This is a genomic window from Microbacterium sp. NPDC055599 (assembly GCF_053618975.1).
This window is the reverse complement of the sequence record NZ_JBSHIM010000017.1, coordinates 45356-68926: the sequence shown is the minus strand read 5'-3', so window position 1 is coordinate 68926 and position 23571 is coordinate 45356. Positions and strand designations below refer to the sequence as shown.

Sequence of the window (23571 nt, the reverse complement as noted above, 5' to 3'; positions counted from 1 at the left end):
GGTCCTGTCGGGGTCAGCGGCCGGGTCGCGGGGTGGCGGCCGCGGGGGTGAGGAGACGGGAGAAGACGAGCGCGCGCAGGGCGGAGGCCGCCTCGCCCACGACCCCGACGAGCGGAGCCTCCGGGCCGAACGCCGAGACGAGGAACCGGAGCGGCAGCTGCGCGGCGAACTCCTCCGCGACGCGGTCGACCGCCTCCACGAGCGCGGGGTGCGCGGCCTCGCCGCCGAGGATGAACGCCTCGGGGTCGAGCACGAGCGCCACGGTGCCCGCCGCCACCACCAGGCGCCGGCCGATCTCGGCCACCAGCTCGCGCGCCTTCTCGTCGCCCTGCTGCGCGGCTTCGAGGTGGGCCAGCAGCGGCGCCCGCACGTCGAGGCCCAGACCGAGCGCGAGGTCGTGCACCACCTCCTCCCCCACGATGGGGGCGCCGATCGGCAGCGGCGACTGCGGCAGGTACATGATCTCGCCCGCGACACCCGAGAAGCCCCGGTGCAGCAGCCCCTCGATCACGATGCCCGCGCCGAGGTCGTCGTCGAGCAGGAACAGGGCGAAGCTGCTCAGCTCGGCCCCCGCCCCCGCCGTCAGCTCCGCGAGCGCGGCCAGGTTCACGTCGTTCTCCACCTGCACCGGGCACCCGAGCGCCGTCTGCAGCGCCGAGCGGAACGCACCGCCGTCCGGGCCCTGGTCGTCGCGGATGCCTCCGTCGGCCGTCACGATGCCGGGCACCCCGACCACCGCGAGGTGCAGCGGGCCGCGCGTGGACTCCCGGCACGACGCCACGAGCCCGGCGATGTGCCCGACCCGGTCCCCGGACGAGGGGAACGGCGCGTGCTGTTCGGCCCGCACGGTCCCGGTCGCATCGACCAGCACGACGTGGGCGGCATGATGGTCCACGTGCACCGCGGCGGCGACCCCGAGCAGCGGGTGCAGGGCCACGCGCCCCGCGGCGGGACCCCGCGCACCGCGGTCGACGCCGGCGGCCGCCACCGCACCGGCCGCCTCCAGCATCCGCAGCACCTGGGTCACGGCCGTGCGCGACAGCCCGGTCGCCGCCATCAGCTCCGCGCGCGTCTGCGGACCGCTGTCGGCGAGCCGCTCCAGGAACGCGCGGCCGTTGAGCGACCGGAGCAGGCTCTGCGGTCCGGCAAGGGGTCGTGACATGCGGCTGATCCTCGGAGGTGTCGATGCTCGTGGTTCGGCTCGGGTGCCCGGCCAGCATGCTACATCCGGCCGCGTGCGTCCACCCCGATTCCGCCGTCGCCGCGCGCACCTAGGGTGGAGGGATGACGTCCTTCGTGATCCGCGACGCCCGCGCCGACGACGCCGATGCCGTGGCCCGAGTGCACGTGCGCTCGTGGCAGACCGCCTACCGCGGCCTGATCGACCAGGAGGTGCTCGACGGGCTCTCGGTCTCGGAGCGCGCCGAGGGGTGGCGGCGGATCTTCGCCGACCCGCTGCCCACGAGCCTGGGCACCCTGGTGGCGGTGCGCGACGGCGCGGTGATCGCGTGGGCGTCGTTCGGCTCGGGGCGCGACCCCGACGGTCTCGACGACGCCGAGCTGTACGGCATCTACGCCGACCCGGACACGTGGTCGACGGGCGCGGGTCATGCGCTGCTCGAAGCCGCGGAGGCCCGCATGATCGAGGCCGGGCACACGCGCGGCTACCTGTGGGTGCTCGACGGCAACGACCGCGCCGACGGGTTCTACGCCCGGCACGGGTGGGAGCTCGACGGGGCGACCAAGATCGACCAGCGCCCGCAGTTCACGCTCCGCGAGCACCGCCGCGTCAAGCTGCTCGGCCCGCGCTGAGCCCGGACGGCCCGGGGCCGCCCGTCAGTCGATCGCGCTCATGACGTGCTTGAGGCGGGTGTAGTCGTCGAAGCCGTACTGGGACAGGTCCTTGCCGTAGCCGGAGTGCTTGAAGCCGCCGTGCGGCATGTCCGACACGAACGGCAGGTGGGTGTTGATCCACACGCACCCGAAGTCGAGGTCGCGGGAGAACCGCATCGCCCTGGCGTGATCCGTGGTCCACACCGACGCCGCGAGCGCGTACGGCACGCCGTTGGCGAGGGCCAGCGCCTCCTCCTCGGTCTCGAACGACTGCACGGTGAGCACGGGTCCGAAGATCTCGCCCTGCACGACCTCGTCGTCCTGCCGCACACCGGTCACGATCGTGGCCTCCCAGAAGTAGCCGCGGTCGCCCTGCCTGCGGCCGCCGGTGGCCACGGTGGCGTGCCCGGGGAGCCGGTCGATGAAGCCCTGCACCTGGGCGAGCTGGGCGGCGCTGCTGAGCGGTCCGTAGAGCACGCCCCGGTCGTGCGGTCCGCCGGTGCGCGCGTGCGTGCGGGCACGGGCGACCAGGGCCGCCACGAGCTCGTCGTGCTTGGACGCGTGCACGAGCACCCGGGTGGCGGCCGTGCAGTCCTGTCCCGCGTTGAAGAACGCCCCGGCGACGATTCCCTCCACGGCGCGGTCGAGCGCCGCGTCGGCGAACACCAGGGCGGGCGCCTTGCCGCCGAGCTCCAGGTGCACGCGCTTCACGTCGTCGGCGGCCGATCGGGCGACCGCCATGCCCGCGCGCACCGAGCCGGTGATCGCGACCATCTGCGGCACCGGGTGGGCGATCAGCGCAGCGCCGGTGTCGCGGTCGCCCAGCACCACGTTGAACACTCCGGGCGGGGTGTGCCGCGCGACGATCTCGGCGAGCAGCAGCGTGGTGAGCGGCGTCGCCTCCGCGGGCTTGAGCACCACGGTGTTGCCCGCGGCGAGCGCCGGCGCGATCTTCCACACCGCCATGTTGAGCGGATAGTTCCACGGGGTGACCTGCGCGATGACCCCGATCGGCTCGCGGCGCACGAACGACGTGTGTCCGGCGACGTACTCCGCGGCGGCCCGCCCCTCGAGGCTGCGCGCGGCACCCGCGAAGAAGCGCAGCTGGTCGATGGACTGCTCGATCTCGTCGGCGACCAGCGTGGCGCGGGGCTTGCCGGTGTCGCGGGACTCCAGGTCGGCGAACTCCTCCGCCCGCTCGGCCATCTCGTCGGCGATGCGGAACAGGGCGAGCTGGCGCTGCGCGGGCGTGGTGTCGCGCCACTCGGGGAACGCGGCGGCCGCGGCGGCGACGGCCGCGTCCACGTCGGCGGCGTCGGACAGGGGGATCTCGCCGTACGGCTCCTCGGTCGCGGGGTCGATCAGCGGCAGCCGTCCCGGTCCGTGCGCGGGCACGGCGCGGCCGCCGAGGAAGTTGTGCAGGGGCTCGGTCGTCGTCGACGGGGTGTGCATGGCGCCATGGTAGCCACTCGAACGCGGAATCTGAAGGATGACGAGGGTCGAACGACGGAATCAGTTGCGACAGCCCCCTGAGAATGTCACTATCGGTACATGACTCCGACGCCGCAGCCGCCCCTCGACGACATCTCCAAGCGCATCGTCGAGCTGCTGCAGGAAGACGGCCGCCGTCCCTACTCCGAGATCGCGCGCGAGGTCGGACTCAGCGAGGCCGCCGCCCGCCAGCGGGTGCAGCGCATGACCGAGGCCGGGATCATCCAGATCGTCGCCGTCACCGACCCGCTCCAGCTCGGCTTCCGGCGCATGTCGATGATCGGCATCCGCGTCTCCGGCGACCCCCGCGCGATCGCCGAGGAGCTGACCGCGATCACCGAGCTCGCGTACGTCGTCGTCACGCTCGGCACCTTCGACATCCTCGTCGAGGCGGTGTGCGAGGACGACGACCACCTGATCGACCTCATCGCCACCCGCATCCGCACCATCCCCGGCATCGTGCAGACCGAGAGCCTGCTCTACGCCGGACTGTACAAAGACCTCTACAACTGGGGAACGCGCTGACGCGTCCCCGCACCCGGGAGTGAACATGGGCACCACGGTCTTCGAACGCCGGCGTCCCGCGCCGTCCGTCATCGACGAGTCCCTGCGCGACACCGCCCTGTCGGTCTTCTGGCTCGACGACGTCGACCGCCCGACGCATCCGCCGCTGCGCGGGACGGCGCACGCCGACCTCGCGATCGTCGGCGGCGGCTACACCGGGCTGTGGACCGCGATCAGGGCGAAGGAGCGCGACCCCGGGCGCACGGTCGTGCTGCTCGAGGCCTCGCGCGTCGCCTGGGCCGCGTCGGGGCGCAACGGCGGCTTCTGCGAGGCCAGCATCACGCACGGCCACGAGAACGGCGTGAACCGGTGGCCGGAGGAGATCGACCGGCTCGAGGAGCTGGGGCGGCAGAACCTCGACGGCATCGAGGACACCGTGCGCCGGTACGCCCTCGACGCCGAGTTCGAGCGCACGGGCCAGCTGGCCGTGGCCGTGGAGCCGCACCAGGTGGAGTGGCTGCGCGAGGAGGAGGGCTTCCTCGACCGCGACGCGGTGCAGGCCGAGGTGCACTCCCCCACGTTCCTCGCCGGCGCGTGGGACCGGGAGGGCACGGCACTCGTGCACCCCGCCAAGCTCGGCCGGGAGCTCGCGCGCCTGGCCGTCGAGCTCGGCGTGCAGATCCACGAGCACACGATGGTGCGCCGCATCGAGGGACCCGACGCCGGCCCGGTCACCCTCATGACCGACGGCGGACGGGTGACCGCGGAGAACATCGCCCTCGCCACGAACGTGTTCCCTTCGCTGCTGAAGCGCAACCGGCTCATGACGGTGCCCGTGTACGACTACGTGCTGATGACCGAGCCGCTGTCGGCGGAGCAGCTCGACGCGATCGGCTGGCGCAACCGCCAGGGCCTCGCCGACAGCGCCAACCAGTTCCACTACTACCGGCTCACCGCCGACGACCGGATCCTGTTCGGCGGCTACGACGCGGTCTACCACTTCGGCGGCAAGGTGCGCCCCGCGTACGAGGACCGGATGGAGAGCCACCGACGCCTCGCCTCCCACTTCTTCACCACGTTCCCGCAGCTCGCCGGGCTCCGCTTCACGCACCGCTGGGCGGGGGCGATCGACTCCTCCAGCCGGTTCTGCGCGTTCTTCGGCACGGCCCGCCGCGGACGCGTGGCCTACGCCACGGGATTCACCGGGCTCGGTGTGGGCGCCGCCCGGTTCGCCGCCGACGTGGTGCTCGACAAGCTCGCCGGGGAGGAGACCGAGCGCACGGAGCTGCGCATGGTGCGCGAGAAGCCGATCCCCTTCCCGCCCGAGCCCGTCGCCTCGATCGGCATCAACCTGGTGCGCGCCGCGATGGACCGCGCCGACCACGACGGGGGACGACGCGGCCCGTTCCTGAAGACGCTCGACGCCCTCGGCATGGGGTTCGACTCGTGACCGCGCTGACACCGGGCACGCCCGTGGACGCGCGCGCCGTCGCCCTCGCGCACGAGCCCCTGCCCGCGGACGAGGTGCGCGACGGAGCGCCGACCGCGGCGTATGCCGTGCTCGACGCCACGGACGGGACGGAGATCGGCGTCTGGGAGATGACGCCGGGCGCCGCGAGCGACACCGAGGAGGAGGAGGTGTTCGTGGTGCTGTCTGGCCGCGCGACCATCGAGTTCACCGAGCCCGCGCTGCCGTCTGTCGAGGTCGGGCCCGGGTCGGTGATGCGCCTGTCGGCCGGCATGCGCACGGTGTGGACCGTGACCGAGACGCTGCGCAAGGTCTCCCTCGCGGTCTGAGCCTCAACCGCGACGGACCTCGGCGTGCGGCATGCGCTCGGCCATGATCCGCACCGCCTCGGGGTTGTCGTCGACCAGCACCGCGTCACGGCCCAGCGCCGACGCCACCGCCCCGGTCGTGCCGCTGCCCGCGAAGAGGTCGAGCACGCGATCGCCCGGACGGCTCGACGCCGTGACGATGCGCCGCAGGATCCCCTCGGGCTTCTGCGTCGGATAGCCCGTCTTCTCCCGACCCGTGGTGGGGACGATGGTGTGCCACCACACGTCGGTGGGGAGCTTGCCGCGCGCCGCCTTCTCCGCCGTGACCAGACCGGGAGCCATGTACGGCTCGCGGTCGACGTCGTCGGAGTTGAACACGTACGTGCGCGGGTTCTTCACGTACACCAGGATCGTGTCGTGCTTGGTGGGCCAGCGCCGCCGCGACTTCGCCCCGTAGTCGTAGGCCCAGATCAGCTCGTTGAGGAAGCAGTCCCGCCCGAACACCGCGTCGAGCATCACCTTGGCGTAGTGCGCCTCCCGGTAGTCGAGGTGCAGATACAGCGTGCCGTCGTCGCCCAGGAGCCGCCACGCCTCCTCCAGCCGGGGCATCAGGAAGGCGCCGTAGTCGTCGAAGCTGTCGTCGTACGCGCGGAGCATGCCCCGCACCCGCTCGTACGCGTGGCCGTGGAACCCGTGCCGCACCTCGGCCTCCGCCGCCGCGGGTTCAGAACTCCGGAGGTCCGCCGGCGAATCCCGCGTGTCGGCGCCGGGGGCCCCCGGATCGGCGGGGATCTCCGGAGGTGGGAACGTCCGCCGTGCGGTCACGACCTGCCGCTCGCGCGCCCGCCCGGTGTTGAACGGCGGATCGAGGTACACCAGCGTGAACGATCCGGACGGCAGCGTCGCGGCGACAGCGAGGTTGTCGCCCTCCACGATCTCGACCGCACCCCGCGGCGCCCCCTCCGCGGCGACGGGACGGCCCGCGCCCGCGTCCGAGGTCGTCACGGCACCCGGTGCAGCCACGCGTCGGTGGAGAACTTCGACTCCACCAGAGCCTCGGCGTCGGCGTACTCCTCCGGCGTGATCGTGCCGTCTTCGGCGGACGTGAGCGAGCGGAACGTCTCCACGAACCGGTCGATGATCTCCGCCCGCTCGAGCCCGGTCTGGCTGCGCAGCGGGTCGACGCGCTTCGCCGCCGACGTGGTGCCCTTGTCGCTGAGCTTCTCGCGGCCGATGCGCAGCACCTCGGTCATCACCTGACCGTCGATGTCGTACGACAGCGTCGCGTGGTGCAGCACCCCGCCGTTGGCGAGACGCTTCTGCGCGGCGCCGCCGATCTTGCCGGTGGGGCTCGCGATGTCGTTGAGCGGCTGGTACACCGCGTCGATGCCGAGCGAGCGCAGCGCCTGCAGCACCCAGTCGTCCAGGAACGCGTAGGAGTCGGCGAAGGTCATGCCCGCCACGAGCGACGCCGGCACGTACAGCGAGTAGGTGATGATCTGGCCGGCCGCCATGAGCATGGCCCCGCCGCCGGAGATGCGGCGCACCACGTCGAACCCGTGCCGGGCCGCGCCCTCGGGGTCGACCTCGTTGCGGTACGACTGGAACGAGCCGATCACGACCGCCGACTCGTCCCACTCCCAGATGCGCAGCGTGGGACGACGACGCCCCTCGCCCACGCGCGACGTGAGCACCTCGTCGAGCGCGAGGTTCATGCGCGGGGAGACGGCCCTGTCGTGCACGATCTCCCAGTCGAAGTCGCGCCAGCCCGGCGCGGTGACCAGGGCACGTCGCACGGCGGTGCCGACCGCCTCCGGCGTGAAGCCGAGCAGCTGCGCCCCCTCGGGGAGGGCCCCGCGGACGGCGGCCGCGATCGTGGAGGCGTCGGACTCCACGGGCAGACCCTCGACCGCCGCGTTGATGTCGTCGAGCGCCGAGTCCGGTTCCAGGAAGAAGTCGCCGGCGAGCCGGAACCGCGCGATCCGGTCGTTCTCCACCTCGAGGTCGACGACGACGAGCTTGCCCCCAGGGACCTTGTATTCACCGTGCACGACTCCAGCTTAAGGCGCGCCGTGCCGCGCGGGTCAGCCGCCGAGCACCACCACGCGCTCCCCCGCCCGGATGGGCGTGGAGTAGCGGTTGCCCGGTGGCGGCAGCGGGCACACGAACTGGTCGGAGAACGCGCACGGCGGCAGGTAGGCGCGCGTGAAGTCGAGCACCGCCGTCCCGTCCTCGGCGGGCTCGTCGACCGGGAGGAAACGGAACCGGTACGTCTCCAGGCCGCTGGTGCCGTCGGAGAACACCGCGCTCAGGGCGCCCTGACCGGTGCGGGTGACCGTGAGGGTGTGCGGGGCTCCGGCGAGCGTGAAGTGCAGGCGCCCCGCCACGTCCGTCTCGCGCGAGGCGCCGTCGACCGAGGTCACCAGGATCCGCTCGCCGGGCGTCGGCTCGAACGTGGCGGGCAGCCGCCACCGCTCGTCCGGGGCGTAGGCGTCGATCGCCGTGAACCACTCCCGCTGCGGGCGCGCGGGGTTCCACACGCGCAGCGCGATCGCTCCGTTGCGGTCGAACACGCGCAGCTCGCGGCGACCCAGACGCAGGGTCTGGGTGCCACGGAGGGTGACGCTCGACCCCGCCTGACCGAGCTCGGTGCCGCGGATGCCATCGTCGCCGGCGAGGGCCCAGAGCCCGGGGATGCCGTCGACGGCCGCGGGCTCGCTGATGAGCCAGTTCGTGGACTCGAGCGCGGACGGCCCGTACTCCGCGCCGGCGTAGCGCTCGCGCGCCGCATGCCATTCGTGCCAGTCGCTCCGGAAACCCATCGCCGCGCGCCCTCCCGTCCCTGCTGCGGATGAGCCGAACCTAGGTCGCCGACGCCGGGCGCGGCGCGCTCGCGTCACACTCCTTCACCGCGCGTCATCCCGCGTCACAGTCCGCCTCGGTCGCGTGCGGGTGTGGGTGCGGACGGGCCGGTGCGGGTGCGAAAAGGGGCCCACGAGGCCGGGCGGAGGGCCGATAACGACCTCGCACCGGGGTCGCCGCCCGGCAGCGGGGATGTCAGCGGGCGGGGATGTGCGCGTCGAGCCACGCGAGCACGTCGGCGCGCACCTCGTCCTGCTGCTGCTCGTTGAAGATCTCGTGGCGGGCGTCGGGGTACACGAGGGTCGTGACGTCGGTGAGGCCCGAGCGGCGGCGGTACTCGTCGGCGAGCTTGTGGACGCTGCGCGGACCGCCGACCGGGTCGTCGCGGCCGACCAGGAGGAGCATCGGCAGGTCGCGGGCGAGGTGCTTCGCCGGACGCCCGTAGAGCCGCGCCGCGTCGAGCGGACCGAAGAGCTTCAGCAGGGGCACGCCCGTGGTGAGCGGGTCCTCCTCGAAGGACTTCCACACCGCGGGGTCGCGGCTCAGCCACTCGTATCCGGTCGCGTCGTCGGCGGCCCACGCGGCGTTCAGCGGCGCGGGGTTCAGCGACCGCGGCGTCCGCAGTGCCGAGCCGGAGAGGATCACCGCGTCGTACGCCTCGGCGTGCTCGTTCACGAGCATCTGCGCCAGGAACGACCCCCACGAGTGCCCGAGGAGCACGAGCGGCAGGCCGGGGTTCTCGTCGCGGATGATGCCGGTGAGCTGCCAGATCGCGTCCTTCGCCGCCCGGAGTCCGCCGGGGCCGAGCCGCCCCAGCTTCTCGGGGTCGCCGTGCTGACGCAGACCGGTGCGCCCGTGGCCGCGGTGGTCGTCGGCGTACACGTGGAAGCCCGCGCCGGTGAGCGCGGCGATCAGCGCGGGATAGCGGCCGGCGTGCTCGCCCACGCCGTGCAGCAGCTGCACGACGCCGCGGGGCTCGCCCGCAGCCGGGTAGACGTCGTAGACGATGGCGATGCCGTGGGAATCGGTGAACTCGCGGGTGTCGGTCACGCTGCGACCCTACCGGTCGCGCCCCGCGAGCGCGTCCCTGATCGCGACCGCGATGTCGCGGTCGGTGACCTCGTAGCCGCCCACGCCGTCGGACGCCGAGCCCATGCGCACGCCGCCCTCGGCGACGACCGCGCGCTTGGCGGAGAAGTGGAGCGCGTCGATGCCGGTCTCGGCGAGCACGGGGGCACTCGCGACGTCGACGCCGCTGCCGGCCATGACCTCGATCGCGCCCTCGGCCGCGGCGACCAGGGCGCGCAGCGTGTCGATGCCGTCGATCGCGGCGGACGCTCCGCCCGAGGTGAGCACCCGGCGCAGCCCGAGCTCGCGCGCGGTGCGGAGCGTGGCGACCGGGTCGGCGGTCACGTCGATGGCGCGGTGCAGCGTGACGGGTGCTCCCCCGGCGGCGTCGCGGAGACGGGCGACGGCCTCGCGATCGAGGCGGCCGGCGGCGTCGAGCACGCCGATCACGACGCCCGCGGCCCCCGCGGCGATCGCGTGGCGCACGTCGCGCTCGGCGACCGCGAGCTCGTCGGCGTCATAGTGGAAGTCGCCGGCGCGCGGACGGATCAGCACGTGCACCTCGGGGCCGTCGGCGGCGGCGGCGAGCGCGAGCTCCACGGTCCCGGGCGAGGGGGTGAGGCCGCCGAGCGCGAGGGCCGTGGCGAGCTCGACACGGGCGGCGCCGATCTCTGCGGCGATGCGCACTCCGGCGGGGTCCTGGACGGCGAGTTCGAGAGCGAGGGTACGGGTCACCCGTCCATTCTGCCGGGTGGATCCGCGACGGCCCGCCCACGACGCCCGAATATTAGATAGACTAACTAAGTATGTCTGCGCCCGATGATCTCCTCGCCCTCACCGCCACAGACCTGCGCCTGGCCACGTTCCGGCTCGCCCGCCGCCTCCGCTGCGCCCGCGCCGCCGACACCATGAGCGACACCCAGCTCGCCGTGCTCGCCGATCTGCGCATGAACGGCCGCCGCACGATCTCCACCCTCGCCGAGCGCGAGCGCGTGACCGCCCCCTCCATGACCAGCATCGTCAACGGGCTCGAGGAGCAGGGCTACGTCGCCCGCACGCCCGACGAGGACGACCGCCGTCGCGTCCAGGTCGACATCACGCCCGCCGGCGCCGAGATCGTGGTCGAGACCATCCGCCGCCGCGACGAGCTGCTGGCCGACATGCTCCGCGAGGTCGACTACACCGAGGCCGAGCTCGCGATCCTGCGCGATGCGAGCGCCCTGATGCGGAGGGTGGTCGAACGATGAGCGCCATGTTCCGCTCGTTCGCGAACATCAACTACCGCATCTGGTTCGCGGGCGCCCTGGTCTCCAACGTCGGCGGCTGGATGCAGGCCACCGCGCAGGACTGGGTCGTGCTGACCGAGCTCACCGACAACGACGCGACCGCGATGGGCATCACGATGGCCCTCCAGTTCGGGCCGCCCCTCGTGCTCGTGAGCCTCACCGGCTGGGTGGCCGACCGCTTCGACCGCCGCCGCATCCTGCTCGCCACGCAGGGCTCGCTGCTCGCGCTCGCGATCGCCGTCGGCTCGCTGCTGCTGGCCGGCGTCATGACACTGCCGATGATGTTCGCCTTCGCGCTCGGCTTCGGCATCGTCAACGCGTTCGACGCCCCGGCCCGCCAGGCCTTCGTGTCCGACATGGTCTCCGCCGCCGACACCTCGAACGCGGTCGCCCTCAACTCCGCCTCGTTCAACCTCGCCCGCATGGTGGGCCCGGCCGTGGGCGGCCTCCTCATCGTCGCGATCGGCTCCGGCTGGGTGTTCATCGCCAACGCCGCCACCTTCCTCGCGATGATCCTGGCCCTGCTGCTGATGCGCGCGAACCTGCTCGCCCCGCGGCCCAAGCACCGCAACCGGGGCGGGCTGGCCGAGGGCTTCCGCTACGTGTGGGCGCGCAGCGACCTCAAGGTCGTGTTCGTGACGGTGTTCCTGATCGGCGCGTTCGGCATGAACTTCCCGATCTTCGCCTCCACCATGGCCCTCGAGTTCGGTGCGGGAGCCGACGGCTACGGGGTGCTCAGCTCGGTGCTCGCGATCGGCTCGCTGATCGGCGCGCTGCTCGCCGCCCGCCGCGACACCGCGCGCGTGCGGGTCGTGATCCTCGCCGCGGGCGGGTTCGGCATCGCCGCGTTCGTGTCGGCCGCCATGCCGAGCTACCTCGCCTACGCCGTGACCCTCACCTTCACGGGCTTCATGATCGTGACGCTGCTGACCACGGCGAACGGGTACGTGCAGATCACGACCGACCCGGCGCTGCGCGGACGCGTGCTGGCGCTGTACATGGCCGTGATCATGGGCTCGACCCCGGTCGGCGCGCCGATCGCCGGGTGGGTCGCCGACACGTTCGGCCCCCGCGCCGCGATCATGCTGGGCGGCACGGCGGGCTTCGTCGCGTGCGCCATCGGCGTGCTGTGGGTGCTCACCTCCGGGCGCCTGCACCGGCACGAGACCAGCCGCTTCCTGCTCACCCTCGACGAGACGCGGCCGCTGCGGGTCGTGCAGCCCGTCGAACCGGTCGACTTCACCGAGAAGGCGACCGTGACCACGCCGATCCGCACGGTGCGCCGCGACGACGGCGAGTGACGACCGCGGCGTTTTGTCAACGCCCTCCGCGTCACCCACCCCACGCCGTACGGTCGGGCCATGGACGACAACATGAGCACCCCCCACCCCCAGGACCCGGCAGAGGGCGCGCCCGACGTCGACGTGCCCCAGGAGGACGGCCAGGGCGACGGCACCGGCGGCGCGATCCAGGGCGACAGCTCCCGCGGCGAGTCGACCGGCGGCGCGATCCAGGGCAGCTCCGGCCCCGGTCACGCCCCGCTCGGCGGCTCGGAGAACACGGAGGACGGCCTCGACGCGGACAACCCCGCCGAGGAGGACACCCTGAAGACGCTCGACCCGGACAACCCGCCGGCCTGAGCGCTCCCGCAGACGGAACCGCGGACGGGACGACCGGAGACCGGTGCCCGCCCGCGGATCCTTCGCGTGCGTGTGAGGCGCTCAGCCCGCCAGCACGAGCTTGAGCTGCTCGACCGCCCAGTCGAGCTCGGTCGCGCGGATCACGAGCGGCGGGGCGATGCGGATGGTCTGGCCGTGCGTGTCCTTCACGAGCACACCCCGCTCCGACAGCCTCTCCGCGACCGCCCGGCCCGTCCCGATCGCCGGGTCGATGTCGACGCCGGCCCACAGCCCCGCGATGCGCACCGCGGTCACGCCGTGGCCGATGAGCGGCTGCAGCGCGGCCTCCAGGTGCGCACCCAGAGCCCGTGCGCGCTCCTGGAACTCGCCCGTCTGCATCATCTCCACCACGCGCAGCCCGACCGCCGCCGCGAGCGGGTTGCCGCCGAACGTCGACCCGTGCTCGCCCGGGCGGATCACGCCCAGCACGTCGCGGTCGCCCACCACGGCCGACACCGGGAGGATGCCGCCGCCGAGCGCCTTGCCGAGCAGGTACAGGTCGGGCACGACGCCCTCGCGGTCGCACGCGAACGTCTCGCCCACGCGGCCCAGTCCCGCCTGGATCTCGTCGGCGATGAACAGCACGTTCTTCGCGTCGCAGATCTCGCGGATGCGGCGCAGGTAGCCCTCCGGCGGGATCACGACCCCGGCCTCGCCCTGGATCGGCTCGACCAGCACGGCCGCGGTGTTCTCCGTGATCGCGGCCTCGATGGCGTCGGCGTCGGCGAACGGCACCCGGTCGAAGCCCGGCGTGTAGGGGCCGAAGTCGTCGTGCGCGGTCTCGTCGTCGCTGAAGCTCACGATGGTGGTCGTGCGCCCGTGGAAGTTGCCGTTGGCCACCACGATGCGCGCCTCGCCCTCGGGGATGCCCTTCACGCGGTAGCCCCAGGCGCGGGCGACCTTGATGCCGGTCTCCACGGCCTCGGCGCCGGTGTTCATCGGGAGCACGAGCTCCTTGCCGCACAGCTCGGCGAGCGCCGCGGCGAAGGGCTCGAGCGTGTCGCTCTGGAACGCCCGGCTCACCAGGGTCACGCGGCCGAGCTGCTCCGTGAGGGCGGCGACCAGGGCGGGGTGGCGGTGACCGAAGTTCACGGCCGAGTAGGCGGCGAGCAGGTCGAGGTAGCGCTTGCCCTCCACGTCGGTGACCCACGCGCCCTCGCCCCGCGCGATCATGACCGGCAGCGGGTGGTAGTTGTGCGCGACGTGCGGCTCCGCGTGCGCCGTGGCCTCAGCGGCCGCCGCGGTCACCGGCTCGACCGCGGTCACTTCGCACCGCGCAGTTCGAGCGTGCAGCACTTGATGCCGCCGCCGCCGAGCAGCAGCTCGGACAGGTCGACCGTGATCGGGTTGTACCCGCGCTCGCGCAGCTGCTGCTCGAAGCCCTTCGCGCGCGGCGAGATGATCACGTTGTAGCCGTCGCTGGACGAGTTGAGGCCGAACACCGCGCCGTCCTCGTCGGACACCAGGATCGCGTCCGGGAAGCGCCGCTCGAGCTCGGCCCGGCTGGCGTCGTCGAAGGCACCGGGCAGGTAGGCGATGTTGGCGCGCTCCGGGCCGCCGTTCTCCACGCCCTGCACCGGGTCGAGCACCGCGATGGCGGTGTCGAGGTGGTAGAAGCGCGGGTCGACGAGGTTGAGCGACACGACCTCGCGGCCGAACACCTCGCCCACCTCGCGGTGGCTGTCGCCCGTGGAGCGGAACCCGGTGCCGGCGAGGATCACGTCACCCACCAGCAGGAAGTCGCCCTCACCCTCGTTGACCTCTTCGGGCAGCACCGTGTCGTAGCCGTTGGCGCGGAACCAGTCGGCGAACGCCGGGGCCTCGCCCTGACGCTCGACGAAGCGGAACTCGGGCACGTACGCGCGGCCGTCGATCAGGAAGCCGCCGTTGGCCGTGTAGACCATGTCGGGGTATCCGGCGAGCGGCTCGATCAGCTCGACCTCGTGACCCAGCTCGACGTACAGGTCGTACAGCTTCTGCCACTGCTCGACCGCACGGGCCGTGTCGGTCGGCTTGGCCGGCTCCATCCACGGGTTGATCGAGTAGTTCACCGTGAAGTGCTCTGGACGGCACATCAGGTAGTGGCGGCGGTGCGCGGTGCGCGCAGGGGCGGTGGTGACGGCGGTCTCCGGCGTCGACATGGATGCTCCTCGTGTGAACGGGCGCGGCGGACGCTGTCCAGGGGCCCGGCGGTCCTTCGACCCGTCGCTCGCGCGGGAGCGGGTGCGGGGAAGATGCGACTCGGGCACGCCGGTGACCATTGTGCCACCCGCGCCTGACCGCCCGCCAGATCCCGCGCCGCCGCGCTCAGGTGCCGCGCACGACCAGCTTTCCGACCACGTGCCCCTCCTGCAGCCGGGCGAGCGCGGCCCCGGCCCCGGCGAAGTCGTAGGTCTCGGCGATCACCGGCACGAGGCTGCCATCCGCCACGAGCTCGAGCAGCCGGGCGAGCACCTCGGGCCGGGGCGTCGCCGCGAGCGGGCGGATGCGCCGCGACCCGAGCGACAGCACGACCGCCCTCAGCATGCGCGGGATCGGACCCAGCACGGGCCCGCCGTCGCCGGTGACCAGCACCACGCGACCGCCGGGCACCACCAGTCGCTGCAGCTGCCGCAGCGGGATGCCGCCCGCGACGTCGATGATCGCGTCGAAGTGCCCCGCGGGCAGCTCGCGCAGGGGCGTGACCCGGTGGTCGAACGTGCGCACGGCCCCGAGGCGCTCGATCAGCGGCTGGTTGCGGTCGCGGCACGACGCCCACACCTCGGCCCCGCGCAGCGCGGCGAGCTGCACCGCGAACGTGCCGACCCCGCCCGACGCCCCGATCACCAGCACCCGCGGGGTGCCGCCGTGCAGTCCGACCCCGCCGAGGTCGAGCGCCTGCCACGCCGTGCCCCCGGCGACCGGGAGCGTGGCGGCGACCTCGGGCTCCACGCCCGGCGGCAGCGGCACGAGCCGGGCGGCCGGCACCCGCACGTACTCCGCGAGACCTCCGCCGCCCACGAGCTCGCCGACCACGTGCTCGTCGAGCTCGGCGCCCACCACGTCGGGCCCGACGCCCACGACCGTGCCGACGACCTCCATGCCGCGCACGGGATGCTTCGGCCGGGTGAGCCCGAACGCCGGTCGCACGAGCAGCGGATCGCCGAGCAGCAGCCGCACGTCGCCCGCATTGAGCGCGGTGGCCCGCACGCGGAGCAGCACCTCGCCGTGGTGCGGCTGCGGCAGGGGGAGGCGTTCGAGCGCGACTCCGTCGGCGGGGCCGTAGGTCTCGCGACGCCAGGCGGCCATGCGGGCGGTCATGCGGCACCTCCGGGGGCGCTCGGATAGGAGAACAGCTCGTCGAGCCCGACGCCGAAGGCACGGGCGATCTGGAACGCGAGCTCGAGCGTGGGCGAGTATTTCTGCTGCTCGATCGCGATGAGCGTCTGGCGCGTCACGCCGACGGTCTTGGCGAGCTCGGCCTGGGTGAGCCCTGCCCGCTCGCGGTGGGCGCGGATGCTGTTGGAGACGAGGGTGGGCTTGACCATCACACGAGCCCCCGCCGGTAGGCGATCACCCGGGCGATGCCGCCGACCACCGCGGCCACGAAGAACCCGAGGAACATCGTGTTCGCGATCCAGAAGACGTCGGCTCCGATCCCGCACAGCACGATCACGCCGAGTCCGGCGATCGCCACGAACGCCTGCTCCACGCGGGCGCCCATGCGGCCGATGTCGCGGTCGCGGATGTCGGAGCGGCCGACGCCGTCGGGGTCGCGCATCCCGGCCAGGATGCCCCAGGCGACGCTGAGCAGGATGGTGCCGACGATGCCGCCGCCGATGCTCCAGAGCATGAGCGGGAACCAGTCGACCGCGGTGAGCGGCCCGCCCGCCGCCTGCTGCAGCACGAGCACCACGTAGGCGACGAGCACGATCGGGCTGATGATGAGCCCCGCCCAGACATTGCGTTCCTCGTAGACCATGACGCCCTCCGAATGTAAAGGATTCTTGACATGAGGCTACGCGCGGCGGATGCTCGTGTCAAGAATCTTTTACACGCCCGGCGGTGCCGGATCGAAGACGCGCCGGACACGCCCGCGGAACGCACCTTTTCGACCCCGCACCGGTGGGCGCGGCGGGCGGGGGCGGGGTCAGATGACGGGAGCACTCCAGGGGTCGAGGTTGCCGTAGCGGTGCGCCGTGATGGAGATCGACTGCTCGTGCACGAACGGGAGCAGCTCGATGCGGGCGGCCGCGGTCACCTCCGCGTCGTACACCGCCAGGTCGGGGTCGCCCGCGGTCGCCGCCGCCAGCGACGCCCGCAGCGTCGCGACCGCCTCCCGGCCGCCCACCAGACGCACCCGGTCGTACCGCGCGCCCGCGCTCGCGCCCTCCGCCGGCTCCTCCTCCGCGGGCAGCAGGCGCTGCATCCACTCCTCGTCCGACTCCAGGAACACCACCGCGTCGAGGTCGCCCAGCGCGTGCCGCACCCCGGCCGGCAGCCCCACCGGGGTGGAGAGCACGAAGTCCGCCCCCGCGCGGACCCCCGCGATCACGACCCGCAGCACGTCCTGCAGCCTTGCGTCCTCGGTCGCCCTGATCTCCACGTGCCCCGGACGGTAGCGGAACAGGTTGCGCTCCACCTCCAGCCGCGACACGTCGCGCACCCGCCCGAACTCTCGGTCCCAGGCCAGGGCATCCGACAGGGCCGCGCGCCGCAGCCACTCGAAGGCCTCGTACGCCAGCGACGGCTGCGCCGACTCGATGAGCGCCGTGATGCGCGAGTCGAGTCCCCGCAGGTGCAGGGTGCTCGATGCCGCGCCCCCGGGCTGCGAGCGCCACGTGCCGAGGCCGATCAGGTGGTTCGGGCCGCCCGGCTTCGCACCGGGGCCGACCGACGACCGCTTCCAGCCGCCGAAGGGCTGCCGCTGCACGATCGCCCCCGTGGTGCCGCGGTTGACGTAGAGGTTGCCCGCCTGCACCCGGTCGAGCCAGAGCGACAGGTCGTCGGGGTCCTGCGTGTGGAGCCCGGCCGTGAGGCCGTACGCGACCGCGTTCTGCAGCTCGATCGCGCGCGCGAGCGTGGGCGCGTGCATGATGCCGAGCACCGGGCCGAAGAACTCCTCGAGGTGGAAGCGCGACCCCGGCTGCACGCCCACGCGCACGCCGGGCCGCCACAGCCGTCCGCTCTCGTCGCCGTCCACGGGGGCGGGCTCGATCAGCCACCGCTCGTCGCCCTCCAGCTCGGTGAGCGCCCAGGCGAGCTTGCCCTGGGGTGTCTCGATCACGGGGCCCACCTCGGCCGACGGATCCGCCGGCCAGCCCACGCGCAGAGAGCGGACCGCGTCGGCGAGCTGCCGGGCGAAGCGCTGCGAACGGCCGACAGGGCCGACGAGGATCGCGAGGGAGGCGGCGGAGCACTTCTGCCCCGCATGCCCGAAGGCGCTCTTGACCAGGTCGGCGACGGCCAGGTCGAGGTCGGCGGACGGCGTGATGATCATGGCGTTCTTGCCGCTGGTCTCGGCGAGCAGCGGCAGGTCGGGGCGCCACGAGCGGAACAACGCCGCCGTCTCCCACGAGCCGGTGAGGATCACGCGGTCCACGGCCTCGTCGGTGATCAGCGCCCGTCCGAGCTCGCCCTCCTCGATGTCGACCAGGGCGAGCACCTCGCGCGGCACGCCGCCCTCCCACAGGGCCTCGGCGAGCGCGGCGGCGCAGCGTCGCGCCTGCGGGGCGGGCTTGAGCACGACCCCCGAGCCGGCGGCGAGCGCGGCGAGCACTCCTCCGGCCGGGATCGCCAGCGGGAAGTTCCAGGGCGGCGCGACCACGGTCACGCGCGCCGGCTCGAACACCGCACCGGAGATCGCGTCGAGCTCGCGGCACGTGGAGGCGTAGTAGCGGGCGAAGTCGACGGCCTCGCTGACCTCCACGTCGGCCTCGGCGAACACCTTTCCGGTCTCCGCCGCGGCCACCTCGATCAGCTCCCCGCGCCGACCGTCGAGCGCGGCGGCGGCCCGTAGCAGCACCTCCGCGCGCTCCGCCGCCGGACGCGAGCCCCACGACGCGGCCGCGGCGCGCACGCCCCGCACGAGGCGCCCGAGCTCGTCGGCGTCGTCCACGCGGGCGGCGGCGAGCACGGCCTCCCCCACGGTCGAGTCGGCCAGGCGACCGCGGATCCCGTCGGCCCACTCCCGGTTGGCGGGCAGCGCGAGGTCGGTGTCCTGCGCGTTGGCGAAGCCCGGAGCGCCGCCCGTGTCCTCACCGCGCTCGCGGGCCGCGTACACCGCCGTCTCCAGGAAGGCCCCGGTGTCCGCGCCGTCGGTGCCGCGGGCGATGCCCAGCACCGCCTGCGTCAGGTCGGCCTCGGGGATCGGGGCCGCGGCGGTCGGGCGGACCGACTCGTGCACGGGTGCGAGCCGGTCCTGCGTGCGGCGCGGTCCGCGGAGCAGGGTCGCGTCCGTGGAGCGGTCGAGGGCGTCGAGGAACCGGTCGCGCTCCCGGGCGAACAGCCCCTCGTCCTCGTGCAGCCGGAAGGCCGCGGACAGGAAGTTGTCGGACGACGCGTTCTCCTCCAGCCGCCGCACCAGGTAGCTGATGGCCACGTCGAACTCGGCCGGGGCGACCACGGGCACGTACAGCAGCACCGGCCCGACCTCGCGCGACACGGCCCGCACCTGGCCCTGCGCCATCCCGAGCAGCATCTCGAACTCGATCGCATCGCGCACGCCGCGCTCGCCCGCGAGCAGCCAGGCGTAGGCGATGCCGAACAGGTTGTGCCCGGCGATCCCCAGCTTCACGGCGGAGGTGTGCGCGGGCGTGAGCGCCCAGTCCAGGCAGCGGAGGTAGTTCGCGTCGGTGTCGAGCTTGGTGTCGTAGGTCGCGGGGGTCCAGCCGTGCAGCCGCGCCTCGACGTGCTCCATGGCGAGGTTCGCGCCCTTCACGAGCCGCACCTTGATGCGGGCACCCCCGTGGGCCACGCGGTCCTGCGCCCACGCGGTCAGCTCCTGCAGCGCGGGCAGCGCGTCGGGCAGGTAGGCCTGCAGCACGATGCCGGCCTCCAGCCGCGCCAGCCGCGGATCCTCCAGCAGCCGCGTGAACACCGCGATCGTGAGGTCGAGGTCGCGGTACTCCTCCATGTCGAGGTTGATGAAGGTGCCGTCGTCCGCCGCGGTCAGGTACAGCGGCAGCAGACGCTGCACCACGCGGTCGACGACGACGTCGAACCCCCACATCGAGATGCGGCTCATGATGGCCGACACCTTGACCGACACGTAGTCCACGTCGGCGCGGCGGATGAGCTCGTGGATGCCGTCGAGCCGGCGCTGCGCTTCGGCCTCGCCCAGCACCGCCTCGCCCAGCAGATTGAGGTTGAGCCGCGAGCCCGAGGCACGCAGCCGCTCGATCGCGGGGCCGAGCTTGGCGGGACGCGCGTCGACCACGAGGTGCCCGACCATGTCGCGCAGCGCCCGCCGCGCGATCGGCACGACCGGGGTCGGCAGCACGGGCGCGACACCCCCGCCCAGGCGCACGGCCGAGCGCAGGTACCAGGGCAGGAACTCGGGCACGATCGGCGCGATGCGGTGCAGGCGGGCGGCGGCCGCGGTCAGGCTCTCCGGGCGCATCACCCCGTCGACGAAGCCGAGCGTGAAGGGCAGGCCGTTCGCGTCGCGCAGCACCCCGGCCAGGCGTGCGGCCGCGGGGTCGACGTCGGCCGCCGCGGCCTCGATCACCCAGCGGCGCGCGAGGTCGATCGCACGGTCGGAGAGGGGGGCGGACGACGCGGCATCCGGCGGGAGCTCGGCCATGATCCTCAGCCTATGACCGGGCCCCTGTTTCGGCGGGAGCCCGGGCCGCACGACCTCGCCCCTATGCTGTTGCCGTGACCACGACACCGCCGGAGGGGACGGCGCCGCAGGGCCGCAGCGACGCGTCCGCCGCCCGGGCCAGGGTGCTGGGGTGGGCGCGGCGCAGCATCGACCTGATCCCGACCCCGTGGCTGCTCACCGGCGCGGGGGCGCTGCTCCTCGCCGGCACCGCGGTGTTCGGCGGGCTGGAGGCGGCCGCGGTCGACCCGACCCCCACGGTCGCGGTGGGTGAGACGTACGCGGGGTCCGACCTGGAGCTGACGGTCGTGGCGGTGGAGCTGCGCGACGACCGCGGGCAGACGTGGGTGTTCCCCGAGGAGGAGAAGGGCGAGCGCGTGCTGGTGGTCACGGTCGACGCGGTGAACACCTTCCACGCCCCGCGCGGCTCGACCTCGGGCGTCCCCGAGTCGGCGGTGGTCGACGGCATCCGCATCGAGGGCCTCGACGAGAAGGGGCAGGTGTCGCGGGCCGACGACGGACGCGGGGCCCCGACGCTGCAGCCCGACGTCCCCGCACGACTGCTGCTCGCCTGGCTCGTGGGGCCGGACGACTACCGGGAGGGCGAGGAGCTCACGCTCACCCTGCCGGACTCCACGCACGCGGTCGGCTCACGGGTGATCCGCGGGGATTACTGGACCGACGTGCGGGTCGGCGCGACCCTCACGGCACGGATCGGCGAGGGGACGGCACCGTGAAGAAGCACGTCCTCGTGTGGCTGCTCACCGCGGCGCTGCTCGCCGGCGCGTGGGTGGTGTCGAAGGTCACGCTTCCGGACGACGCCGCGACGGCCGCGTTCCCCCGGGTCACGCGGATCGGCGAGGAGGCCGCCGTGCGCAACCTCGTCGTGACGATCACCGACGTGCGCCTGGCCGACCGGGTCGAAGACGCGGACGGCTGGTCGGCCGACGGCACCTGGCTGGTGGTCGACCTGGAGGCCGCGTCCGCCGTGACGCAGGACCTCAGCACCCTCTCGCTCGCGCAGCTCACCATCGGCGACCGCACGTTCAGCGCCACCGATCGCGGGACGACGTTCGCGCAGCAGCGGCTGGTGACCGGCGTCCCGCGCGCGGGGAGTCTGGCGTTCGAGCTGCCAGACGACGTCACGGACGACCGCGCCACCCTGCGCCTCGGGGTCGCGGGCGCCGGCATCGGCGAGGTCCTGCTCGACGGGGTCGTCGACCTGCCGCTCGACCTCGCCGACCTCCCGGTCGAGGCCGCCATCCTCCTGGACGAGAACGGGTGGGCCCGCGGATGACGATCCCGCCTCCGCCGCTCCCGCCCGCGCCCACGGTCGAGCCCGCACCGGTGCCGCGTCGGCCGTCGTGGTGGCGTCGCAACGCCGTCGCGCTCGTCGCCCTCGCGGTGCTCGCCCCGGTCACCGCCGCGGCCGTCGGCTGGCAGGAGTGGTATCAGTACTTCGGGTTCGGGGCCAGGGCGGTCACCGCGATCACGGTCGACGAAGACGCCTCGGCCGACCTCGCCGGAGCCGAGTGGGGCCCGGTGCGCGGGGGCGAGATCGACGACGTGAGCGGCCTCGACGTCCCCGACGGCACGCGGCTGATCGCCGTGGCGGTGCCGGTCGACGCGAGCACCGCGGGCATCGGCTGCGAGACCCCGAAGCTGGTGGAGCGGGCGACGGGCCGCGAGTGGCGCCCCGTGCGTCTGGAGATCGGGCTGCTGTCCGACCCGGACGAGCCGGAGACGTGCCTGAGCGCAGAGGCCGGGGAGTACGAGCTGGTCGTGCCGTTCGTGGTGCCGGACGACGCGGAGGGCCCGTTCTGGGTGGACGTGCGACCCTACGACGCGGGCGGCTCGTTCCTCAGGTTCGCGTTCGAGCTCTGACCCCCCACGGCATCGCGCGGCGGGGCGGCGACGACGGCCGCGGCGACCGCGTCGACCGAGGAGGGCAGCAGCCCCGCGGCATCGGCGACGGCGCGCATCTCCGCCTCGGCCGCGGAACCGGTGGTGGTGTCGGAGCGCTCCTGCTGCTTGCGTCGCAGTCGCCCGAGCGTGGCGTCGTACGCGCCGCTGATCACGGCGATGCGCACGGGCTCGATCAGCAGCATCGGGACGAGGGACACGAGGGGCGTCGCGACCGCCCAGAAGACGAAGTCGTGCGGACCGATCAGGCGGGTGAGACCGAAGGCCAGGTACGACTCGAGCGCCTTCACCACCACGTACAGCAGGGCGTAGGACGCGACCAGGAGCGGGCCGGCCCGCCACATCAGCAGCAGCGCGCGACCGATCGGGCGGAACCGGGCGCCCAGTTCGTCGCCGAGGTCTCTGAGCCGGCGCACGAGCGGGTTGGGGATGGCCTCGGCGTGCTGACGGAACCGCGACAGGAACCGGCTCTCGACGCGCAGCTTCTCGGCCACGATCGCCTGCCCGAACACGACGCCGGCGATCGTGAGCCACGCCAGCGGCGCCAGCAGCACCGGACCGGCCTCCGACAGCACCCAGCCGACCCCGTCCCACAGCCACCGCAGCGGCGCGACCGCGTCCAGCAGTCCCTCGCGCACGTCTTCCAGGACCGCCATCGCGGCTCGGCTGTCGACCCAGGCCTTGATCGCGTCGAACACGTCGCCGAGCACCATGACCGAGAAGAACACCCAGACGACCTCGAAGTACACCGCCACGGGCGACAGCCAGGCGGCGAGTTTCGGCGACCACTTCGACCACGCCCATCGCCCGGCGAACGCGACGACGATGATCGCGATCGTCCAGACGTTGAGGGGCAGGTTGAGCACCGTGTCCTCGGAGCCGACGGCCGGTTCGCCGTTGACGCTCGCCGTCCAGATGATCCCGGAGCGCACCTCGAGGGCACGGGCCGAGTAGGTGCGCACGTCCTCGCCGAGCAGGCCCTGCGCCCAGTACACGGCGAAGAAGGGGAGGATCCCGGCGAGCAGCGCGGTGAGGAACGTCCGGCGCCGGTCGGCGGCGGACTCCGGGAGCGGGGCGACCTCCTGCAGGTTGCGCAGCCCGTCGCGCAGCACCAGGAACATGGCCACCAGGCTGACGAGGCGGGCGAGGATCGCGATGGGCAGCACCAGGAAGCCCAGCGTGGCCGAGGTGGCACCCACGAAACCGGCGATCTCGGTGATCACGTAGTGCACGAGGACCCCGGCCAGGTACCACGCCATGAGCGCGGGCCAGTGCCGCAGCAGCACGCGCCCGGCGGTCGTCAGGATGGCCAGCACAGCGTCAATATATCGGCAGTGCGCCCGCCGCG

24 protein-coding genes are annotated in these 23571 nt (G+C 73.3%); 10 read left to right on the top strand and 14 right to left on the bottom strand.

Annotated elements, in window-relative coordinates:
- Nucleotides 1-13 precede the first annotated feature (13 nt).
- Nucleotides 14-1162 carry an ROK family protein gene (locus tag ACWGQ1_RS15805; RefSeq protein WP_452313279.1) on the bottom strand — a complete coding sequence of 383 codons (1149 nt, stop codon included), beginning with the start codon at nt 1160-1162 and terminating at the stop codon, nt 14-16.
- Between the two features lie 122 nt (nt 1163-1284).
- On the opposite strand from ACWGQ1_RS15805, the gene ACWGQ1_RS15800 reads away from it, so the two are divergent.
- A complete protein-coding gene (locus tag ACWGQ1_RS15800) occupies nt 1285-1812 on the top strand; it encodes a GNAT family N-acetyltransferase (RefSeq protein ID WP_136028543.1) in 528 nt (175 codons plus the stop codon).
- 24 nt (nt 1813-1836) lie between these two features.
- Here the strand turns inward: ACWGQ1_RS15800 and ACWGQ1_RS15795 are convergent, their stop codons facing one another.
- The gene (locus ACWGQ1_RS15795; RefSeq protein ID WP_452313278.1) at nt 1837-3285 is read right to left on the bottom strand and encodes an aminobutyraldehyde dehydrogenase; all 1449 of its coding nucleotides are present in this window, start codon (nt 3283-3285) and stop codon (nt 1837-1839) included.
- 99 nt (nt 3286-3384) lie between these two features.
- Here ACWGQ1_RS15795 and ACWGQ1_RS15790 point away from each other — a divergent pair, with 99 nt between their 5' ends.
- Genes ACWGQ1_RS15790 through ACWGQ1_RS15780 form a run of 3 tightly spaced genes read left to right on the top strand, consistent with a single transcriptional unit; the run spans nt 3385 to nt 5625 of the window.
- Nucleotides 3385-3849 (top strand): Lrp/AsnC family transcriptional regulator, encoded by a 465-nt coding sequence (locus tag ACWGQ1_RS15790; protein ID WP_136036948.1) that lies wholly within the window; start codon nt 3385-3387, stop codon nt 3847-3849.
- Between the two features lie 25 nt (nt 3850-3874).
- The gene (locus tag ACWGQ1_RS15785; RefSeq protein ID WP_452313277.1) at nt 3875-5278 is read left to right on the top strand and encodes an FAD-dependent oxidoreductase; all 1404 of its coding nucleotides are present in this window, start codon (nt 3875-3877) and stop codon (nt 5276-5278) included.
- Nucleotides 5275-5625, top strand: a complete 351-nt coding sequence (locus tag ACWGQ1_RS15780; protein WP_136036950.1) for a cupin domain-containing protein — start codon at nt 5275-5277, stop codon at nt 5623-5625. The genes ACWGQ1_RS15785 and ACWGQ1_RS15780 overlap by 4 nt, the downstream gene beginning before the upstream one ends.
- A gap of 3 nt (nt 5626-5628) precedes the next feature.
- Here ACWGQ1_RS15780 and ACWGQ1_RS15775 read toward each other — a convergent pair whose 3' ends face one another.
- From ACWGQ1_RS15775 to ACWGQ1_RS15755, 5 genes are all read right to left on the bottom strand, one after another.
- Nucleotides 5629-6540, bottom strand: coding sequence for a DNA methyltransferase (locus ACWGQ1_RS15775; protein ID WP_452313285.1), 912 nt, complete (start codon nt 6538-6540; stop codon nt 5629-5631).
- A gap of 65 nt (nt 6541-6605) precedes the next feature.
- On the bottom strand, nt 6606-7655 hold the full coding sequence (locus ACWGQ1_RS15770; protein WP_452313276.1) for a lipoyl protein ligase domain-containing protein: 1050 nt from the start codon (nt 7653-7655) through the stop codon (nt 6606-6608).
- 33 nt (nt 7656-7688) lie between these two features.
- Nucleotides 7689-8426, bottom strand: coding sequence for a DUF1684 domain-containing protein (locus tag ACWGQ1_RS15765; RefSeq protein ID WP_136028537.1), 738 nt, complete (start codon nt 8424-8426; stop codon nt 7689-7691).
- A gap of 235 nt (nt 8427-8661) precedes the next feature.
- Nucleotides 8662-9516: an alpha/beta fold hydrolase gene (locus ACWGQ1_RS15760; RefSeq protein ID WP_378802836.1), complete on the bottom strand. Its 855-nt coding sequence runs from the start codon at nt 9514-9516 to the stop codon at nt 8662-8664.
- A gap of 9 nt (nt 9517-9525) precedes the next feature.
- Nucleotides 9526-10269: a copper homeostasis protein CutC gene (locus ACWGQ1_RS15755; protein ID WP_206252636.1), complete on the bottom strand. Its 744-nt coding sequence runs from the start codon at nt 10267-10269 to the stop codon at nt 9526-9528.
- Nucleotides 10270-10340: 71 nt separating this feature from the next.
- Here ACWGQ1_RS15755 and ACWGQ1_RS15750 point away from each other — a divergent pair, with 71 nt between their 5' ends.
- The 3 genes from ACWGQ1_RS15750 (at nt 10341) to ACWGQ1_RS15740 (ending at nt 12460) form a co-directional block, all read left to right on the top strand.
- The gene (locus ACWGQ1_RS15750) at nt 10341-10781 is read left to right on the top strand and encodes a MarR family winged helix-turn-helix transcriptional regulator (protein WP_136034152.1); all 441 of its coding nucleotides are present in this window, start codon (nt 10341-10343) and stop codon (nt 10779-10781) included.
- A gap of 5 nt (nt 10782-10786) precedes the next feature.
- On the top strand, nt 10787-12121 hold the full coding sequence (locus ACWGQ1_RS15745; protein ID WP_136034163.1) for an MFS transporter: 1335 nt from the start codon (nt 10787-10789) through the stop codon (nt 12119-12121).
- A 72-nt stretch (nt 12122-12193) separates the two neighbouring features.
- A complete protein-coding gene (locus tag ACWGQ1_RS15740; protein ID WP_378823415.1) occupies nt 12194-12460 on the top strand; it encodes a hypothetical protein in 267 nt (88 codons plus the stop codon).
- Nucleotides 12461-12541: 81 nt separating this feature from the next.
- Here ACWGQ1_RS15740 and rocD read toward each other — a convergent pair whose 3' ends face one another.
- The 6 genes from rocD to ACWGQ1_RS15710 form a co-directional block, all read right to left on the bottom strand.
- A complete protein-coding gene (rocD, locus tag ACWGQ1_RS15735; RefSeq protein ID WP_452313275.1) occupies nt 12542-13765 on the bottom strand; it encodes an ornithine--oxo-acid transaminase in 1224 nt (407 codons plus the stop codon).
- Entirely contained in the window at nt 13762-14640 is an 879-nt protein-coding gene (gene ddaH / locus ACWGQ1_RS15730) for a dimethylargininase (RefSeq protein ID WP_136034148.1), read from the bottom strand. Before ddaH ends, rocD begins: the two co-directional genes overlap by 4 nt.
- 166 nt (nt 14641-14806) lie before the next feature.
- A complete protein-coding gene (locus tag ACWGQ1_RS15725) occupies nt 14807-15799 on the bottom strand; it encodes an NAD(P)-dependent alcohol dehydrogenase (protein ID WP_206252632.1) in 993 nt (330 codons plus the stop codon).
- Nucleotides 15796-16026, bottom strand: coding sequence for a helix-turn-helix transcriptional regulator (locus tag ACWGQ1_RS15720; protein WP_136034144.1), 231 nt, complete (start codon nt 16024-16026; stop codon nt 15796-15798). Before ACWGQ1_RS15720 ends, ACWGQ1_RS15725 begins: the two co-directional genes overlap by 4 nt.
- On the bottom strand, nt 16026-16460 hold the full coding sequence (locus ACWGQ1_RS15715) for a hypothetical protein (RefSeq protein WP_136034142.1): 435 nt from the start codon (nt 16458-16460) through the stop codon (nt 16026-16028). Before ACWGQ1_RS15715 ends, ACWGQ1_RS15720 begins: the two co-directional genes overlap by 1 nt.
- 168 nt (nt 16461-16628) lie before the next feature.
- Nucleotides 16629-20282, bottom strand: coding sequence for a proline dehydrogenase family protein (locus tag ACWGQ1_RS15710; RefSeq protein ID WP_452313274.1), 3654 nt, complete (start codon nt 20280-20282; stop codon nt 16629-16631).
- Between the two features lie 74 nt (nt 20283-20356).
- Here ACWGQ1_RS15710 and ACWGQ1_RS15705 point away from each other — a divergent pair, with 74 nt between their 5' ends.
- Genes ACWGQ1_RS15705 through ACWGQ1_RS15695 form a run of 3 tightly spaced genes read left to right on the top strand, consistent with a single transcriptional unit; the run spans nt 20357 to nt 22184 of the window.
- Nucleotides 20357-21037, top strand: coding sequence for a hypothetical protein (locus ACWGQ1_RS15705; protein ID WP_452313273.1), 681 nt, complete (start codon nt 20357-20359; stop codon nt 21035-21037).
- Entirely contained in the window at nt 21034-21597 is a 564-nt protein-coding gene (locus ACWGQ1_RS15700; protein WP_136034136.1) for a DUF4352 domain-containing protein, read from the top strand. The genes ACWGQ1_RS15705 and ACWGQ1_RS15700 overlap by 4 nt, the downstream gene beginning before the upstream one ends.
- A complete protein-coding gene (locus ACWGQ1_RS15695; RefSeq protein WP_136034134.1) occupies nt 21594-22184 on the top strand; it encodes a hypothetical protein in 591 nt (196 codons plus the stop codon). The genes ACWGQ1_RS15700 and ACWGQ1_RS15695 overlap by 4 nt, the downstream gene beginning before the upstream one ends.
- On the opposite strand, the gene ACWGQ1_RS15690 is transcribed toward ACWGQ1_RS15695, so the two are convergent.
- Nucleotides 22139-23539 (bottom strand): hypothetical protein, encoded by a 1401-nt coding sequence (locus ACWGQ1_RS15690; protein WP_136034132.1) that lies wholly within the window; start codon nt 23537-23539, stop codon nt 22139-22141. The genes ACWGQ1_RS15695 and ACWGQ1_RS15690 overlap by 46 nt on opposite strands.
- Nucleotides 23540-23571: the final 32 nt, after the last annotated feature.